The 16,453-nt window shown below is 69.8% G+C and carries 14 protein-coding genes; 7 read left to right on the forward strand and 7 right to left on the reverse strand.

What is annotated here, in order from left to right; genetic code table 11:
* The coding region (locus VLK61_RS26260) for a hypothetical protein (protein ID WP_325425571.1) at positions 1–400 on the forward strand (400 nt) is incomplete at its 5' end.
* On the opposite strand, the gene VLK61_RS26265 is transcribed toward VLK61_RS26260, so the two are convergent.
* Complete coding sequence (locus VLK61_RS26265) at positions 375–1,169, reverse strand: helix-turn-helix domain-containing protein (protein WP_325425573.1); 795 nt, start codon at positions 1,167–1,169, stop codon at positions 375–377. The genes VLK61_RS26260 and VLK61_RS26265 overlap by 26 nt on opposite strands.
* Before the next feature lie 145 nt (positions 1,170–1,314).
* On the opposite strand from VLK61_RS26265, the gene VLK61_RS26270 reads away from it, so the two are divergent.
* The 6 genes from VLK61_RS26270 to VLK61_RS26295 all read left to right on the forward strand — a co-directional run bounded on the left by VLK61_RS26270 (position 1,315) and on the right by VLK61_RS26295 (position 7,059).
* Complete coding sequence (locus VLK61_RS26270) at positions 1,315–2,553, forward strand: amidohydrolase family protein (protein WP_325425575.1); 1,239 nt, start codon at positions 1,315–1,317, stop codon at positions 2,551–2,553.
* A gap of 98 nt (positions 2,554–2,651) precedes the next feature.
* The gene (locus VLK61_RS26275; protein ID WP_325425577.1) at positions 2,652–3,119 is read left to right on the forward strand and encodes a YiaA/YiaB family inner membrane protein; all 468 of its coding nucleotides are present in this window, start codon (positions 2,652–2,654) and stop codon (positions 3,117–3,119) included.
* A gap of 32 nt (positions 3,120–3,151) precedes the next feature.
* A complete protein-coding gene (locus tag VLK61_RS26280) occupies positions 3,152–3,571 on the forward strand; it encodes a hypothetical protein (RefSeq protein ID WP_325425579.1) in 420 nt (139 codons plus the stop codon).
* A complete protein-coding gene (locus VLK61_RS26285; RefSeq protein ID WP_325425581.1) occupies positions 3,568–4,350 on the forward strand; it encodes a DUF2145 domain-containing protein in 783 nt (260 codons plus the stop codon). The genes VLK61_RS26280 and VLK61_RS26285 overlap by 4 nt, the downstream gene beginning before the upstream one ends.
* Positions 4,351–4,391: 41 nt before the next feature.
* Entirely contained in the window at positions 4,392–6,281 is a 1,890-nt protein-coding gene (locus VLK61_RS26290; RefSeq protein ID WP_325425583.1) for an MFS transporter, read from the forward strand.
* A 103-nt stretch (positions 6,282–6,384) separates the two neighbouring features.
* A complete protein-coding gene (locus VLK61_RS26295; RefSeq protein WP_325425585.1) occupies positions 6,385–7,059 on the forward strand; it encodes a CAAX prenyl protease-related protein in 675 nt (224 codons plus the stop codon).
* Positions 7,060–7,074: 15 nt separating this feature from the next.
* Here VLK61_RS26295 and VLK61_RS26300 read toward each other — a convergent pair whose 3' ends face one another.
* From VLK61_RS26300 to VLK61_RS26325, 6 genes are all read right to left on the reverse strand, one after another.
* Positions 7,075–7,593 (reverse strand): hypothetical protein, encoded by a 519-nt coding sequence (locus VLK61_RS26300; RefSeq protein ID WP_325425587.1) that lies wholly within the window; start codon positions 7,591–7,593, stop codon positions 7,075–7,077.
* Positions 7,594–7,639: 46 nt separating this feature from the next.
* On the reverse strand, positions 7,640–9,886 hold the full coding sequence (locus VLK61_RS26305; protein ID WP_325425589.1) for an SNF2-related protein: 2,247 nt from the start codon (positions 9,884–9,886) through the stop codon (positions 7,640–7,642).
* 53 nt (positions 9,887–9,939) lie between these two features.
* A complete protein-coding gene (gene tgt / locus VLK61_RS26310; RefSeq protein WP_325425591.1) occupies positions 9,940–11,070 on the reverse strand; it encodes a tRNA guanosine(34) transglycosylase Tgt in 1,131 nt (376 codons plus the stop codon).
* Between the two features lie 74 nt (positions 11,071–11,144).
* Entirely contained in the window at positions 11,145–12,182 is a 1,038-nt protein-coding gene (queA, locus tag VLK61_RS26315) for a tRNA preQ1(34) S-adenosylmethionine ribosyltransferase-isomerase QueA (RefSeq protein ID WP_325425593.1), read from the reverse strand.
* Positions 12,183–12,260: 78 nt separating this feature from the next.
* Positions 12,261–14,030, reverse strand: coding sequence for a diguanylate cyclase domain-containing protein (locus VLK61_RS26320; protein ID WP_325425595.1), 1,770 nt, complete (start codon positions 14,028–14,030; stop codon positions 12,261–12,263).
* A gap of 11 nt (positions 14,031–14,041) precedes the next feature.
* The gene (locus tag VLK61_RS26325; RefSeq protein ID WP_325425597.1) at positions 14,042–16,393 is read right to left on the reverse strand and encodes a penicillin-binding protein 1A; all 2,352 of its coding nucleotides are present in this window, start codon (positions 16,391–16,393) and stop codon (positions 14,042–14,044) included.
* Positions 16,394–16,453 lie beyond the last annotated feature (60 nt).

The raw sequence follows: 16,453 nt of genomic DNA on the forward strand, positions 1-16,453 counted from the left end.
GGGCGACGACGCCGTGGCCGAGGCCTGGGCGCTGGCGCTGGACGGCAGCGCGCGGCTCGCGGCCTTGCCCGGCCACGCCGACCAGTTGCTGCTGCGCCTGCGCACCAAGCTGAACGACGTGGCCTGGTGGCGCCAGCGTCAGGCCGCCGACCCCTGGGACGCCGGCCACCTGATCGCCGGCGAAGCCGCCGCACGGCATCTGCAGCAGCACTTCCAGCCGCGCCGCGCCACCTTGCTGATCGCCGGCGCGGTGGATGCGCAGCAGCTCGCACACAGCATCGACGCACTGCAGCAGCGCAGCAAGACCTTCCGCTTCCCGGTGCGCCTGCTGTGCCTGGCCGGCGCGCCGCTGGCGCCGGACCGGGTCCGCAGCATCACACGTCTCGTGCCGCCGAATTGAGGCGCCGGCCGACCACCGAAGGCCCGTGCACATCGGGGTCGCGCTTCAGTTCGCGAAACGCGCCAAACAGCCACGAGCGCATGCCGATGATCAGCGTGTACGGCCGCTTCTGGTCGGGCGCCAGTTTCTGGTCGGCCAGGTGCTGCTGCGCAAAGTCAGCGGCCACACGCTGCAGCCGTTCGTTGAACAAGGTCGCCAGGCCGCGGCCGATCTGGCCGTGCACCAGCATCAGCATCTCGCCCTCGCCGTCGAAGCCGCCGCTGTAGTAGTCGCCGACCACGCGGGTGCGGAAGTACTGCATCACCGGCCCGTCGGCACGCCAGCGGAAGCCCTTGGCCAGGTGCAGCCGGTAGCGGTTCAGCGGCCGCAGCTCGATGATGCCCAACCGGTCCAGCTGAACGAAGCGGGCAACACACTCGGCCTCGCTGAGGGTATAGGTGGCGACGATCTGCTCGAAGGTCCACTGGCTCAGCGCACACACCGCGCACAGCAGCAGCTTGGGGTCGGCCATCACCGCGGCTTCCTGCTCCAGCGTGAGCTCGCGGCGCAGCGCCTTGGCGTCTGCCACCTGGCGTGAGAGCTCGGCGAAATCGGTCTTCAGCACGCGGCAGATCTCGTCGATGCGCGACAGCGGCATCTCGCCCTTGGCGAACATGCGCTTGACGCTGGATTCGGCCAGTTTCAACTCGCGGGCCAGCGAGGCATAGGTCATTCCGGCGGCCTTCAACTCGGCCTTCAGCACGGTGATCAGCGATTGGGTGGTGGACATCGAAGCGCGGCTCCCTTCATCCGCCACGGTAGCACCACTCGATACCGATGGTTGCGAGGCATCGCACCGGGCATCGAAGCCCTGGCCTGGCGCACAGCATCGCCGCACCATCGCGGCCTTCTGTCTTGTGCCTCCGAGGATCCGCATGGCCCACTCCCTGTCCCGTCGCCACATGCTGGGCTGCTGCGCCGCCGCGGCTGCCGGCCTGTTCACCAGCCTCACGGCACGGGCCGATGAAGCCGATCCACCACCCGGTGACGATCTGCTGACGCAGACCTTTGCCGGCCTTGACCCGGCCGCGCTGTGGGACGCCCATGCGCACCTGCTGGGCACGGGCGATGCCGGCAGCGGCTGCAGCGTGCATGCGCACCTGCAGCAGTGGTGGCACCCGATCGAATCGCTGCGCAAGCGCGTGATCATGGGCGCGGCGGGTGTGCCGGCCGACGCACCGTCGGTCGACCGCGCCTACGTCGCGCGGCTGCGGGCGCTGACCCACGACTTCCCGGCCGGCGCGCGATGGCTGCTCTACGCCTTCGACCAGGCGCATGACGACCAGGGTCAGGCGCGGCCGGACTGGTCGACCTTCCATGTGCCGAATCGCTATGCCGCGGCGGTGGCGGCAGAACAGCCCGAGCGCTTCGCCTGGGTCGGATCGATCCATCCGTACCGCAGCGATGCGATCGAGCAGCTGGACCGCGCCATCGCCGAGGGCGCGCTGGCCATCAAGTGGCTGCCCAGCGCGATGAACATCGATATGCGCGATGCCCGCGTGCGGCCGTTCTACGAGCGCCTGGCCGCGGCCGACCTGCCCTTGATCGTGCATGGCGGCGAAGAGAAAGCCGTGCCGGGCGTCGGCCGCGACGAACTGGGCAACCCGCTGCTGGTGCGTGCAGCGCTCGAACGTGGCGTGCGTGTGATCGTCGCGCACTGTGCGTCATTGGGGCATGCACTGGATCTCGATGCCCGGCATCCCTCCCCGTGTCCGGCCTTCGAGCTGTTCGCGCGGTTGATGGATGAATCCGCCTGGCAGGGCCGCCTGCTGGGCGACGTGTCTGCCGTGTTCCAGGCCAACCGTCGGCCGGCTGTGTGGCGCAGCGTGCTGCAGCGCGAGGACTGGCACGGGCGATTGCTGCATGGCTCGGACTACCCGCTGCCCGGTGTCGGCCCGCTGTACCGGCTGGACCGCTTCGTGCGTGCCGGCCTGCTGCCGCAGGCGGATGTGCCGGCGCTCGAAGCGCTGCGCCGCCGCAACCCGCTGCTGTTCGACCTGGCCCTGAAGCGCCGCCTGCGCGCCGATGGCCGGGGCCTGTCCAGCAGCGTGTTCGACACCCGCGCCCACCTGGCCTGCCGGGTTTCAAAGGTATCGCCCAGCGCTACCGCTTGATTCATTGGCTGCAACCCCGGCCCTTTCGATTGCACTTCGCTCGGCCGACCCCCACCATCCCGTCCCATGTTCAACCCCCGGCCTTCAAGAGGCTGACCATGACCACCCCCACCCACAACCCCATCATCCGTCGCGACACCTCGGCCTGGCGCCTGCAGGTCTGGCTGTCTTTCGGCATCGCCGTCTCGCTGTGCGCGATCGGCCTGTCCTGGCTGCCGGGCAACGACCTGGATCGCGCGTTCATGGTGATGGGCTATGTGTTCTGCTTGTCCACTGCCTTTGCGCTGGCCAAGTTCATCCGCGACAACCAGCACCGCTCGGTCGACACGCCGATGTGGAAGCTGGTGGTCTGGTCCGGCTTCTTCCTGGCGATGGCGCTGACCGGCTGGGGCCTGTGGCGCATGGGCATCGACCCGATCTGGAAGGCCTACCTGCTGGTCTGCTGGCTGTTCCTGATCTCGTCGGTGTTCACGCTGGCCAAGACGCTGCGCGATGCCTACGACGCCGACCTGCTGGAAGCCCGCCTGGCCGGCCGCCGCGAGATCGCTGACGCGCCGGCTGCCTGAACCCTGACCCCCATTTGCTGGAGTATCGAATCATGATCAACACGACCTTGCGCACGCTCTGCGCCACTGCCGCCGCCACGCTCATGCTGGCCACCACCACCTTGCCGGCGCAGGCGCACAACAGCGCCGCATCCGAGCTGAGCGCGATCTCGGCGCTGCCGGTGGCGGTGATCGTCGCCGCACCCGCCCTGTTGCTGTCCGGCGGTGCGATGCTCACCGTCGCGGCCGTCGAAGCCTCGGCCGAAGGCACGGTGTGGGTGCTGGAGCGCGCCTCCGACGGCGCTCGCGCGTCGGTCAAGCTGGTCGGCGGTTCGATGGTCGCCGTGGGCACCGGCGTGCTCGTCACGTCGATGGCCGCCGGTTGGGTGCTGTCGGCGGCCGGTCAGGCGATCGCATTCATCCCGAACGAGATCGGTGCCTCACTGCTCTACAACGAACGGGTGACACGATGAACCCGCGCTGGTCTGCCGCGTTGCTGCTTGCCGCGGCCGCGACGCTGGCGCACGCCGGCCGGCCCTGCGAGGAGAAGCCGGCCGATCCGCAAGCCATCGAGCAGGGCATGAACCTCGCGGTGACCACTGTCAAGCAGCTCGACGCCAGTGGCGCGCAGGTCGTGCTGCTGGCCCGCGCCGGCCAGGACTTGAGCAAGTACGGCCTGCGCTATTCACACCTGGGCTTCGTCTACCGCGACCAGGTGAACGGCAAGCCGGTGTGGCGCGTGATGCACAAGCTCAACCATTGCGGCACGGCCGATTCGGCGCTGTACCGCCAAGGTGTTGGAGAATTTTTCCTGGACCGGCCGCACCGCTACGAAGCCGCCTTCGTCGTGCTCGATCCGGCCGTGCAGGCCAAGCTGCTGCCGCTGCTGCGCGACAACCAGCGTGTGGCGCGGCTGAACGAAAAGCGCTACAGCATGGTCGCCTATCCGTGGTCCACCACCTACCAGCAAAGCAACCAGTGGGCCTTGGAGACGCTGGCGATGGCCGCCGACGGTGCCGGCAATCGCCAACAAGCCCAGACATGGCTGCAAGCCCAGGGCTACCAGCCGACGACGCTGAAGCTCGGCGCCTTCACCCGCCTGGGCGCACGCGTCACGGCAGCCAATGTGGCGTTCGACGATCACCCCAGCGACAAGCGTTTCGCCGATCGCATCGAGACGGCCACGGTCGATTCGATCTTCGCCTGGCTGCCGCGCGCCGGCCTGGGTGCATCACCGGTGACAGTGCGCTGAATCCGCCGCTACAGTCGGTGCCAGTTTCGAGGGAGAGTGCATTGAGTGCCACCGAACATCCGAACCAGTTTGCGTTGCTCGGCCAGCGGCGGTTTGCGCCGTTCTTCTGGACCCAGTTCCTCGGCGCCGGCAACGACAACCTGTTCAAGTTCGCGTTCACCGTGATGGTCACCTACCAGCTGCAGGTGGACTGGCTGCGGCCCGAACAGGCCGGGCTGGTGATCGGCGCGGTGTTCATCCTGCCCTTCCTGCTGTTCTCGGCCACCAGCGGCCAGCTCACCGACAAGCATGACAAGACGTCGGTAATCCGCTTCGTCAAGAACCTCGAGATCGGCATCATGCTGCTCGCGGCGCTTGGCTTCCTAACGACCAACGTGGTCGTGCTGTTGGCCTGCGTGTTCCTGATGGGGCTGCATTCCACGCTGTTCGGGCCGGTCAAGTTCGCCTACATGCCGCAGCACCTGAACGAGCGTGAGCTCACCGGCGGCAACGGCATGGTCGAGATGGGCACTTTCGTCGCGATCCTGCTCGGCCAGGTGGCCGGTGGCCTGCTGATCGCGCTGCCCGGCGTCGGCGCCACCTATGTCGCGATCGGCTGCGTGGCCGCGGCGCTGCTGGGACGCCTGACCGCGCAGTTCGTGCCCAGCACGCCAGCCACCGACCCGACGCTGAAGATCAACTGGAACCCGGTCACCGAGACGCTGCGCAACCTGAAGCTCGCGCACGGCAACATCGTGGTCTTCCGCTCGCTGCTGGGCATCAGTTGGATGTGGTTCTTCGGCGCGGTGTTCCTGTCCAACTTTCCGGTCTTCGCGAAGAACGTGCTGCATGGCGACGAGCATGTCGCGTCGCTGCTGCTGGTGGTGTTCTCGGTCGGCATCGGCATCGGCTCCCTCTTGTGCGAGGTGCTGTCCAAGCGCCATGTCGAGATCGGCCTGGTGCCGGCCGGCGCCATTGGCATGAGCGTGTTCGCGATCGACCTGTACTTCGCCTCCCGCGGCCTGCCGGCCGGGCCGGTTCTGACGGTGGGGCAGTTCATGGCCGAAGCCGCGCATTGGCGCGTGATGGCCGACCTCGGCTTGCTGAGCCTGTTCGCGGGCATGTACAGCGTGCCGATGTATGCGCTGATCCAGCTGCGCAGCGAGCCTTCGCACCGCGCGCGGGTGATCGCTGCCAACAACATCCTGAACGCACTCTTCATGATCGTTAGCTCGGTGGCCGCCGGTGCGATGCTGGGCTTCGGCTTCACGGTGCCCGAGGTCTTCCTGGCCACCGGCATTGCCAACGCCGTGGTCGCCGGCTACATCTTCCTGCTGGTTCCGGAGTACCTGCTGCGCTTTGTCGCCTTCCTGACCACGCGCCTGGTCTACCGTTTCAAGGTGCGCGGCGACGAGAACATTCCCACCGAAGGCGCGGCGATCCTGGTCTGCAACCATGTCAGCTTCGTCGACGCCATCGTGCTGATGGCGGCCAGCCCGCGGCCGATCCGCTTCATCATGGACCACCGCATCTTCCAGATCCCCGTGCTGGGCACGCTGTTCCGGCTGGCCAAGGCGATTCCGATCGCCTCGCAGAAGGAGGACCCGGCCGCCTACGCCCGCGCTTTCGAAGCGGCCGACAAGGTGCTGGCCGAAGGTGATCTGCTGTGCATCTTTCCCGAAGGCGGCATCACGCGGGATGGCGAACTGCAGGCCTTCAAGGGCGGCATCATGAAGATCCTGGAGCGCCGGCCGGTGCCGGTGGTGCCGGTGGCGCTGCAGAACCTGTGGGGCTCGTTCTTCTCGCGGGTCGAAAACGGCACAGCCATGATTCGACCCTTCCGCCGCGGCGTGTGGAGCCCTGTGGGCGTGGTGGCCGGTGAAGCGGTGCCGGCCGCGAAGGTAAGCCCGGACCACCTGCGCACGCGGGTGCAGGCGCTGTTGCAAGCCTGACAACGATGGGGCGTGCGCTCGGGATCATCGCGCTGGCGCTGGTCGAAGGCCGACAACACCGTCGTCTTCGAATGCGACGACGCACAGCGCCGAAGGTGCACCCATGAACCTGTCCCGTGCAGCGCTGCTGCGCATGGCGCCGTTCGCCGCCTTCATGGCGGTGCTGGCGCTGCGCGGCGTCGCGCCGACCGACGAGCGCTGGGGCTTCGACACGCGCTGGCTGTACGGGCTGAACCTGGTGATCGTCGGCGGCCTGCTGGTGTGGTGGTGGCGTGAGTACGGCGAACTGTCGCGGCAGAACCTGCCGACGATCGGCGAGGCTGCGCTGGCGGCCGGCGTCGGCGGCGTGGTGTTCGTGCTGTGGATCAGCCTCACCGCGCCGTGGATGCAGATCGGCGAGTCCAGCGCAAGCTTCCGCGGCGTCGATGCCCAGGGCCGGCTGGACTGGCCGCTGATCGGCGTGCGCTGGCTGGGCGCCACGCTGCTGGTGCCGGTGATGGAAGAGCTGTTCTGGCGTTCGTTCGTGATGCGCTGGATCGAGCAGCCGGTCTTCGAGGGCGTGGACCCGCGGCGCGTCGGGCTCAAGGCGATCGGCCTGTCGACCTTTGCATTCATGCTGGTGCACACGCTGTGGCTGGGCGCCATCGTGGCCGGGCTGGCGTATGCGCTGCTGTACCGGCGCAGCGGCAAGCTGGGGTCGGCCGTGATCGCGCATGCCGTGACCAACGGCGCGCTGGGTGTCTACGTGGTGCTCAGCGGACGCTGGGAGTTCTGGTGAGCGGGCTGCGCCGCCTCAGCTGAACACGGCGGCGCGCCAGCGCGCCCAGCGCCGCCGCAGCTGGCGCTTGAAGGCGCGGCCCCAGCGCCAGGCCCACGAGGCGCGCACACGCGCCAGCAGCGCTTCCTTCCAGGTCGTCCAGCGGGCGTAGAGGCTCGCGAACCAAGCCATGCGCATGAGGGCTGGCTGCGTCAGCGTGAACAGCCGGGCGACGATGGCCGTGCCCACCAGCTTGGCCAGCACGATGACGCCCAGGCCCAGCGTCTTCTGGCCCTGCGCGACGAGGAACAAGGCCAGCAGCTTGACCGGCAGCAGCAGCAAGGAAGGCAGCAGGAACACCCCCAGCGCCCAGCGCGGCGGCAGGCGCACGATCAGCGCCTCCAGCTGTCGGAGCACCGGCAGCCGCGCCACCCAGCCCATCGCGCGCTGCAGCGGTTGCCAGCCCCACTCCTCGAACAGGATCAGCAGCGCCAGCAGCCCGGTGGACAGGGCTTTGACCCCGCGGCCGAGGCCGCGCAGCATCGACATCAGCATGCGGCGCATCTTGGCAGCGCGTGCCGCGCTGTCAAGCCGGGCCGGTTCACGCCGGGTCGGCGGGACTCATCCAGGCCCGGCTCAGCGCCTGCAGCCAGTCGTTCAGCCGCTGGCCGTGCAAGAAGCCGCGGGAGCCGTGGGCACTGCCTTCGGCCGGGCCGCAGGGTGTGTCCTGGCGCCAGGCCAGCGTGTCGAACAGGCCCAGTTCCAGGCTGTCCTGCGCGACGACATGAACCCATTGCTGGCCGGCCGGTGCCGTGCCGGGGCGGCCCGCGCGGCGTGGCCGCCAGGGCACGCCGATGCGCAGCACCACCTCGCTGTCCGGCGGCGGCGTCTGGCCCGGGTCGACCCAGTGCAGGCCGGCGTCGAAGCGCAGGCGTTCGGCCAGCAGGGCCCGGTCAGCGGGCCCGGGGCAGACCATCGCCACCTGCCGCGTGCCGGTGGCGGCCCAGTCGTCCAGCTGCGCCTGCAGCGTGGCGACGGTAGCCTCGGCCAGTGCGCTGTCGGCCCGCGTCGGGTCGCTGCGGTGGCAGGCGGGCGCCAGGTCGCGCAGCACCGCGCTCAGGCGCCACTGGTCGGCATCGGACAGGTAGCCGCAGTGCTGCCAGCCGGCCAGCAGCTGTTGCACCTGGGCGCGCAGGCGCTCGTGTGCGTCGCGCTGCGGCGGCGCCAGCGGCACCAGGCGTTCGCTGTGCACCAGCGGCGGCAGCTGCTCCTGCACCTCGCTGCGCAGGCGTTGCAGCATCAGGCGCGACAGGTCGTTGTCCAGCCGCTCCAATTCGGCGTCAGGCAGCGCCAAGCCCTGCTCGCGCGCGGCCTGGATGCGGCCCAGCGCATGCAAGGCGCCCTCGCGCCGCACATCGAGCCAGGCGACGATGCTGTGCAGCAGCGCGGGCGGCTCGGCCAAGGGCGCGCCGCACAGCACCAGCGCATGTGGCGCCTGCAAGGCTGCCCAGCCGGACAGTTGCTGCGGCTCGTCGACGATCAGCAGCTCCGGGGCCCAATGCGCGACGTGCGCGGCGTCGGTGTCCAGCGCTTCGGGGGCCAGGATGCGCACCTCGGCCGCGCTCGACCACATCGCCTGCCGTTGGTGCAGTGGGCCTTCGATGACCTGCGGCGATGCCGACAGCGTGTGCCCGGCCAGCTGCGACCAGGCGCGCTGCCAGGCGGCGCGCTGGGCCGGCGTGCACAGCACCAGCACACGCCGCACGCCGAAGTGGCGGCGCCACAGCGTCGCCGCGGCGATGGCCTGCACCCGCTTGCCCAGGCCGCGTTCGTCGGCAATCAGCGCGCGGCCGGCGACCACGGCAAACAGCGCGCCTTCGGCCTGGAAGGCTGGCAGCGTGGTGCGCAGCAAAGCCTGCAGGGCCGGGCTGCCGGGGCCATCGGAATAGGCGGCTTCCAGGGCCTGCAGGCGGTGGCGCGCGTCACGGTCGGCGGCCAGTTGCAGCCACACCGCTTCGTCCACCTCCAGCCGGTGGCCGGCATCGGCGGCCAGGCGCATCAGCGTGGGCAGTGCGGCGTCATCGTCGGGCGGCAGATGGCCATCGGCGTCCAGCCGGGCCTGCGCCGCTTCCGCCAAGGCCGGTGGGCAGGCGTGGCCAGGCTGCCACACCAGGTGGTGCTGTGCCTCCTGTTCGATCAGCCTCAGCGCGCTGTGTGCCGGGCCGGTGGGCGGCACCGGGGCGGGCGCCGGCGCGGGTGCTGCCGCAAAGGAGGGCGTCTCTTGCGGCTGTTCTTGGGGCGGTTCTTGGAGCTGCTCGCGCGGCTGCTTCGCAGCGAGCGCGGCGGCAGCCGTGTCAGCGAGTGCCTCGGGGGCGGCCGGGCGCCGCGCTCGCGACTTGGCAGGGGCCTGCTTGGCCACGGCCTTCTTCGCCGGCGTCTTGCGGCTGGGGGCCTTGTTCTCTGCCTTCTCCTTCTGCGCGGGCGCCTGTTTCTGCGCAGGCGCTTGCTTCGGTGCCGGCACTTCCTTCTCAGGGGCCGGCCTCTCGGCGCTCGTCTTCTTCGCCGCCGCTGTCTTCTTGGCCGGTACCGGCTTGCCGGCCGCCTTCTTGGCGGTTGCCGCGGTGGCCGGGGCCTTCTTGCGGGCCGGCGGCGCGGGCGCGGGGACCGGCGGCGGCGCGCTTGCTTTCGCCGCGGTCTTCTTCACCGCAGCCTTCTTGGCGGCGGCCGGCGCGGCGGCCATCGTTGTCTTCTTCGCAGCCGGTCGTTTGGCCGCGGGCGGGGTCACGCTGGGCACAGCGGGTTCGGCCACGACAGGGGTCTTGCGGCGGGGGCGGGCAGTGGTCGCCATGGGGCGGTGGATGGGGTGGGGGTGAGTGGGGCAGGCCGGCGGCCCGCCGGGCTTCAGACGCCGCGTGCGCGGTCGGCCTTGAAGGTGGCGCGGAAGGCCTCGAAACGGCCTTCATCGAGTGCTGCGCGGATGTCGCGCATCAGGTTCAGGTAGTAGTGCAGATTGTGGATGCTGGTGAGCATCGGGCCCAGCATCTCGCCGCAGCGGTCCAGGTGATGCAGGTAGGCGCGGCTGATGCCCGTGGCGCATGCGTGGCAGCCGCAGGTTTCGTCGATGGTGCGCACGTCCTGCTTGTTGCGCGCATTGCGGATGCGCAAGTCGCCGAAGCGCGTGAACAGATGGCCGTTGCGCGCATTGCGCGTGGGCATCACGCAGTCGAACATGTCGACGCCACAGGCCACGCCTTCCACCAGGTCTTCGGGCGTGCCCACGCCCATCAGGTAGCGGGGTTTGTGCGCGGGCAGGCGGTGGGGGGTGTGCGCCATGATGCGCAGCATGTCTTCCTTGGGCTCGCCGACGCTGACACCGCCCACCGCATAACCCGGCAGGTCCATGGCCACCAGCTGGGTCAGGGATTCTTCGCGCAGCCCTTCGAACATGCCGCCCTGCACGATGCCGAACAGCGCGTTTGGGTTCTGCAGCCGCTCGAACTCGGTGATGCAGCGCCGCGCCCAGCGCAGGCTCATCTCCATCGACGCGCGGGCCTGGGCCTCGGTGGTCAGTTGGCCCTTGGTCTCATACGGCGTGCATTCGTCGAACTGCATCACGATGTCGGCGTTCAGCGCCGTCTGCACCTGCATGCTCACTTCGGGCGTCAGGAACAGCTTGTCGCCATTCACTGGCGACGCGAACTTCACGCCCTCTTCCGAGATCTTGCGCATCTCGCCCAGCGACCAGACCTGGAAGCCGCCCGAATCGGTGAGGATGGGCTTGTGCCAGCCCTCGAAGCCATGCAGGCCCTTGAACTGGTTGATGACCTCCAGCCCTGGCCGCAGCCACAGGTGGAAGGTGTTGCCCAGGATGATCTGCGCGCCCATGTCGTGCAGCGACTGCGGCAGCACGCCCTTCACGGTGCCATAGGTGCCCACCGGCATGAAGATCGGCGTTTCGACCACGCCATGGTTCAGCCTGAGCCGGCCCCGACGGGCCAGGCCCTCGGTGGCGAGGAGCTCGAACTGCAACATGGCGGCGATTGTCGCAGCAGGCCGGCCGAGCGCCGACGGGCCCTGCGCCGGCGCGTGCCACCAGGGCGGCGGACTCAGGCGCTGCGCGTCAACAGCATCGCATCGCCGTAGCTGAAGAAGCGGTAGCGCGCCTCGATGGCGTGGCGGTACAGCGCACGCACATGCTCGTGGCCGGCGAAGGCCGAGACCAGCATCAGCAGTGTGCTTCGGGGCAGGTGGAAGTTGGTGACCAGCCGGTCGACGACGTGGAACTGGAAGCCCGGGCGGATGAACAGCGTGGTGTCGCGGGCACCGGCGCGCAGCGTGCCGCCGAGCGCGGCGGACTCCAGCGCGCGCAGCGTGGTGGTGCCGGCGGCGACGATGCGGCCGCCCCGGGCCCGCGTGGCGGCGATGGCGGCCACGGTGTCTTCGCGCACCTCGAACCACTCGCTGTGCATCTTGTGCTCGTCGAGGTTCTCGCTGCGCACCGGCTGGAAGGTGCCGGCGCCCACATGCAGCGTGACGCGGGCGCTGCCGATGCCGCGTGCGGCCAGCGCGGCCAGCACGGCCGCATCGAAATGCAGCGACGCGGTGGGGGCCGCCACCGCGCCGGGGCGCTCGGCGAACACCGTCTGGTAGCGCTCGATGTCGGCCGCGTTGTCGGCATGCGTGATGTAGGGCGGCAGCGGCACATGGCCATGGGCCTGCAGCAGCGCCAGCGGCTCGGCCGGAAAGCGCAGGTGGAACAGCGCGTCGTCGGCGCCGGCGCGGCCCAGCACCTCGGCCTCGAAGGCGCCATCGGCGAAGCGGATGCTGCTGCCGGGCTTGGGCGACTTGCTGGCGCGCAGGTGGGCCAGCACCTCGTGGCCGGGCAGCACGCGCTCGACCAGCGCTTCCACCGCGCCGCCGGTGGGTTTTTCGCCGAACAGCCGGGCCTTGATGACGCGGGTGTCGTTGAACACCAGCAGGTCACCGGGCTGCAGCAGCGCCGGCAGGTCGCGGAACACGCGGTCCACCGGCAGCGGGCCGCTGCCATCGAGCAGTCGTGACGCGCTGCGCTCCGTCGCGGGATGCTGGGCCACCAGCTCGGGTGGCAGCTGGAAATCGAAATCGCTGAGGGTGTGTGGTTTCATCGTCTGCAGGCTTTACCGGCCTGAGGGAGTGCGATCAAGGCCGGATTGTTCCATGAAGATCGTGCGATCCGGTGGCGCTCAGCGCGTCTCGGCCTTGCGCTTGTACATGTCCTGGTCGGCGACCTTGATCAAGGTGTCGATGTCGGCGCCATCGGCCGGGAACATCGCGATGCCGAAGCTGGCGCCCGCCGACGCTTCACCCGGCGCCACCACGGCCAATGCGGCCAGCGGTTCGCGCATCGCCACTTCGAGCTGGTCGCGCACGCCCTCGGCATCCCGCCGGTCGGCCACCGCGTCCAGCAGGATCAGGAATTCGTCGCCGGCATAACGCGCAACGGTATCGTCCACACGCAAGCGGCCGCGCAGGCGCAGCGCCAGTTCCTTCAGCACGTTGTCGCCGACATCGTGGCCATACTGGTCGTTGATGGCCTTGAAGCGGTTGAAGTCGACGAACATCACCGCGAACGGCCGCCTGTCGCCGCGGCGGCGGTGCTGGGCGATGCGCTCGTCGATGCGGCGCAATGCGGCCTCGCGGTTGGACAGGCCGGTGAGCCGGTCGGTCAGCAGGCGCTGCTGCATCTGCGCGAAATTGCGCGCGAGCTCGCCGATCTCGTCCTTGCGCTGCACCTGCAGCGGCGTGTCGAGCTGGCCTTCGCCGACACGGCGCGCCGCTTCGGCCAGGCGGCGCAGTTCACGCGCCAGGGCAGCCAGGATGGCCAAGCCGACCAGCAGCGCGGCGAGCGAGGCGGCCACCGCCATCGCCGCGGTGTTCTGGAAGATCTGCACCGCATGCTGCAGCACGTCGGCCTGCGGTACCGCGACGATGATGATCCAGTCCAGGCCGGCCTCATCGTGCAGCCGCGCGTAGGCCACCTGGGCGCGGGTGGCATCGGGGCCGCGCACCACCACCGCCTGCGGCGAGCGGCTGATCGTCGGCGGCACCAGGCTGTCGGCGCCCGACCCCTGCGTGCCAGCCGCCTCGGCGGCCAGCAGCTTCTGCACCGCGGCGTAGGTGGCCGGCACCAGCGGCTCCGCGCTGCGGCTGGCATGCAGCCGCGCGGGCCGGCCGTCGGCATCGCTCATCAGGTGCACGCCGCGCGACAGGGCGATCAGCTGGCCGTTGCCTTCGACGACATAGGCCAGCGCATTCGGGCTCAGCAACAGGCCTTGCAGCAGCGCATTGATGCTGCGCAAGGGCAGATCGGTGGCGACCACGCCGGCCACCGCGCCGCTGGCATCGGGCACCGGCCGGCTCAGTGTCGTGACCAGGTCAACACTGTTGAAATCGATGTAGACCGGCGTCCACGCGGCTTCTTGCGCCGCCAGGCCGGCCGTGAACCACCGGCGATCACGAGGCTCGAACGTGCGCGCCTCGGCACGCGCCTCGCCCAGGGCGCCGTGGATACCGCGAAAGCCGCGGATCACGCGCGGGCCGCTGCCTTCGCTGCGCAGGCGCAATTCGGCCTTGTCCTCACCATGGCGGTAGAGCCCGAAGAACTGGCCCTGGCGGTTGGCGTAGTAGGCGTAGTTGTTCGCGTCACGCTGGATCGACGTGGCCTGCCAGAAGCGCAGGCGCAGCGCCGGCAGATCGTCGGTGATCGAGGCCGGGGCCGGCACGCCCTTCGGGAACGCGGTGTCCAGCACCGCGGCTGCACCTTCGACCTGGTGTCGCAAAGCGTCGCTGATGCGCAGCGCGGTCTCGGTCAGCAACTGGCCCGACAGGCCGTCGACCGCGTTGCGCGCTGCAAAGTACGACAGTGCCCCGATCGTCGCCGCCAGCATCAGCACCAGGCTGACGTAGGGCAGCGTCAGCATCTGCCGCAGGGTCAGGCGTGCCAGCACTTGCACGCCCGGCGTCCTCAGCGCGGTGCCGCGGTGTCGGCGGCAGCAGTGGCGGGTTCGTGCAAGCCGATCTGGCGCACATAGCTGCCGTCCGCCCATTCGTCGTAGACCCAGTCGTCGCCGGCGCGCTGCACGCCATCGGGTGCCACCGGCGGGCGCTGCAGCGGCACGCCGTTGAGCGCCTGGCGCATGTAGCCGATCCAGATCGGCAGCGCCAGGCCGCCGCCGGATTCGCGGTCGCCCAGGCTGCGCGGCTCGTCGTAGCCCATCCACACCACCGCGACGAGGCCGGGTTGAAATCCTGCGAACCAGGCGTCGACCGCCTCGTTGGTGGTGCCGGTCTTGCCGTACAGATCGCCGCGCGCGAGTTGCGCTTGAGCCTTGGCCGCCGTACCGCTGCGCGTGACTTCGTTGAGCAGGCTGTTGGTGATGAACACATTGCGCGCCGGCACCGCGCGATCGGCTTCGTTGAAGGGCAGGGCTTCGGGCGCTTCGAACAGCACCTGGCCGCGGGCGTCGGTGATGCGCTCGATCAGCACCGGGTCGATGCGCCAGCCGCCGTTGGCCAGCACCGCATAGGCCTGGGCCATCTGCAGCGGGGTGCTGCTGCCGGCGCCGAGCGCCAAGGTCAGGTTGTCGGGCTGGCGCTCGGGCTCGAAGCCGAAGCGCGGCAGCCAGTCGCGCACCGGGCGCAGGCCCACCTGCTGCAGCAGCCGGATGCTGACCGAGTTCTTCGAGCGCGCCAGCGCCTCGCGCAGGTTCAGCGGGCCATCGAACTTGCCGTCGGAGTTCTTCGGCATCCAGCTGCCGGGGCCATCGGCGCCAGGCAGCACCAACTCGGCATCGTTGATCACCGTGTCGGGCATCACGCCATGCTCGAGGGCGGCGGAATAGAGGAAGGGCTTGAAGCTGGAGCCCGGCTGGCGCCAGGCCTTGAACACATGGTCGAAGTTCTGCTCGGCGAAATCGAAGCCGCCGACCCAGGCCCGCACGCGGCCGCTGGCCGGGTCCAGCGAGACCAGCGCGGCCTGGGCCTCGGGCCATTGGCTGATGGCCCAGACCGGCTCACCCTTGGGCCCCGGCTTGTCCTGCTTGATGACGCGGATCACTGAACCACGCTGGATCCCCAAACCCCGTTTGGCCTTGGGCGCCAGCGCGGCCTGGGCCCAGCGCAGGCCTTCGCCGCTGATAGGCAACTGCTCGCCGGTGGCCAGCTGCACCAACACTTCGCGCGGCGTGGCGGCCAGCACGACGGCCAGGCGCAGCATCTCGTCGTCGCGGTGCTCCTTCAGCGCCAGCGCGGCGGCGCGTTCCAGCTCGGCGGCGGGTGCGCCTTCGGGCGGCAGGTCTTCCTGGTCTTCGGGGCCACGGTAGGGCTGCTTGCGGTCGTGCTCGAGCACGCCGCGCCGCAACTGGGTCCAGGCGGCGGCCTGGTCGGCGGCGCGCAGCGAGGTGGTCACGCGGATGCCCTGCGCATACACCTCCTCGCCGAAGCGCTGCACGACCCATTGCCGCGCCAGCTCGGCCACATGCTCGGCATGCACGCCGATGGCCAGCGGCGAGCGGATCTTCAGCGGCTCGGCGCGTGCGGCGGCCCATTGCGCCTCGGTGATCACGCCGGTGTCGCGCATGCGCACCAGCACGATCAGCTGGCGCTGGCGGGCGCGTTCGAAGTTGGTGATCGGGTTGGCATAGGCCGGGTTCTGCGGCAGGCCGGCGAGCATCGCGCTCTCGGCGATCGACAGCGTCGACAGCGGCTTGCCGAAGTAGACCTTCGACGCGGCGGCAAAGCCGTAGGCGCGCTGGCCCAGGTAGATCTGGTTCATGTACAGCGCCAGGATCTGGTCCTTCGACAGCGTGCGCTCGATCTCCCAGGACAGCAGCGCTTCCTTCAGCTTGCGTTCGGGCGTGCGGCGCGCACTGAGGAAGAAGCTGCGCGCGACCTGCTGCGTGATGGTCGAAGCGCCCTCGAGCCGGCCGCCGGTGGCGAACTTGGCCACCGCGCGCGCGACGCCGATCCAGTCGATGCCGGCGTGGCCGCGAAAGCGCGAGTCTTCGACCGCCAGTACGGCGTCCTGCATCAGCTTCGGGATCTCGTCGATCGGCAGGTAGTGCCGGCGCTCGGGGCCGAACTGCGCGATCTCGGCGCCGTCGGAGGTCAGGATGGCCAGCGGCTGGCGCGGCTGGTAGTCGGTGACGCGGTCCAGCGGCGGCAGCTCGGCGCGCACCTGCACTACGGCGATCACCACCGCGCCGACGACGCCCAGCCCCAGACCCAGCAGCAGGCCCAGGCCGAAGCGCAGCCAGCGGCGGCGATCGAAACCACGCAGAGACGACAGGAGGGGCGAGGGGGATGCGTGAGAGCTCATGCCGGGAACCGATTATCGACACCTGCGTCGGTTAGCATCGTGTCGGGTCGTACATCGCGT

It is taken from the genome of Aquabacterium sp. (assembly GCF_035476535.1).
GTDB lineage: Bacteria > Pseudomonadota > Gammaproteobacteria > Burkholderiales > Burkholderiaceae_C > Pseudaquabacterium.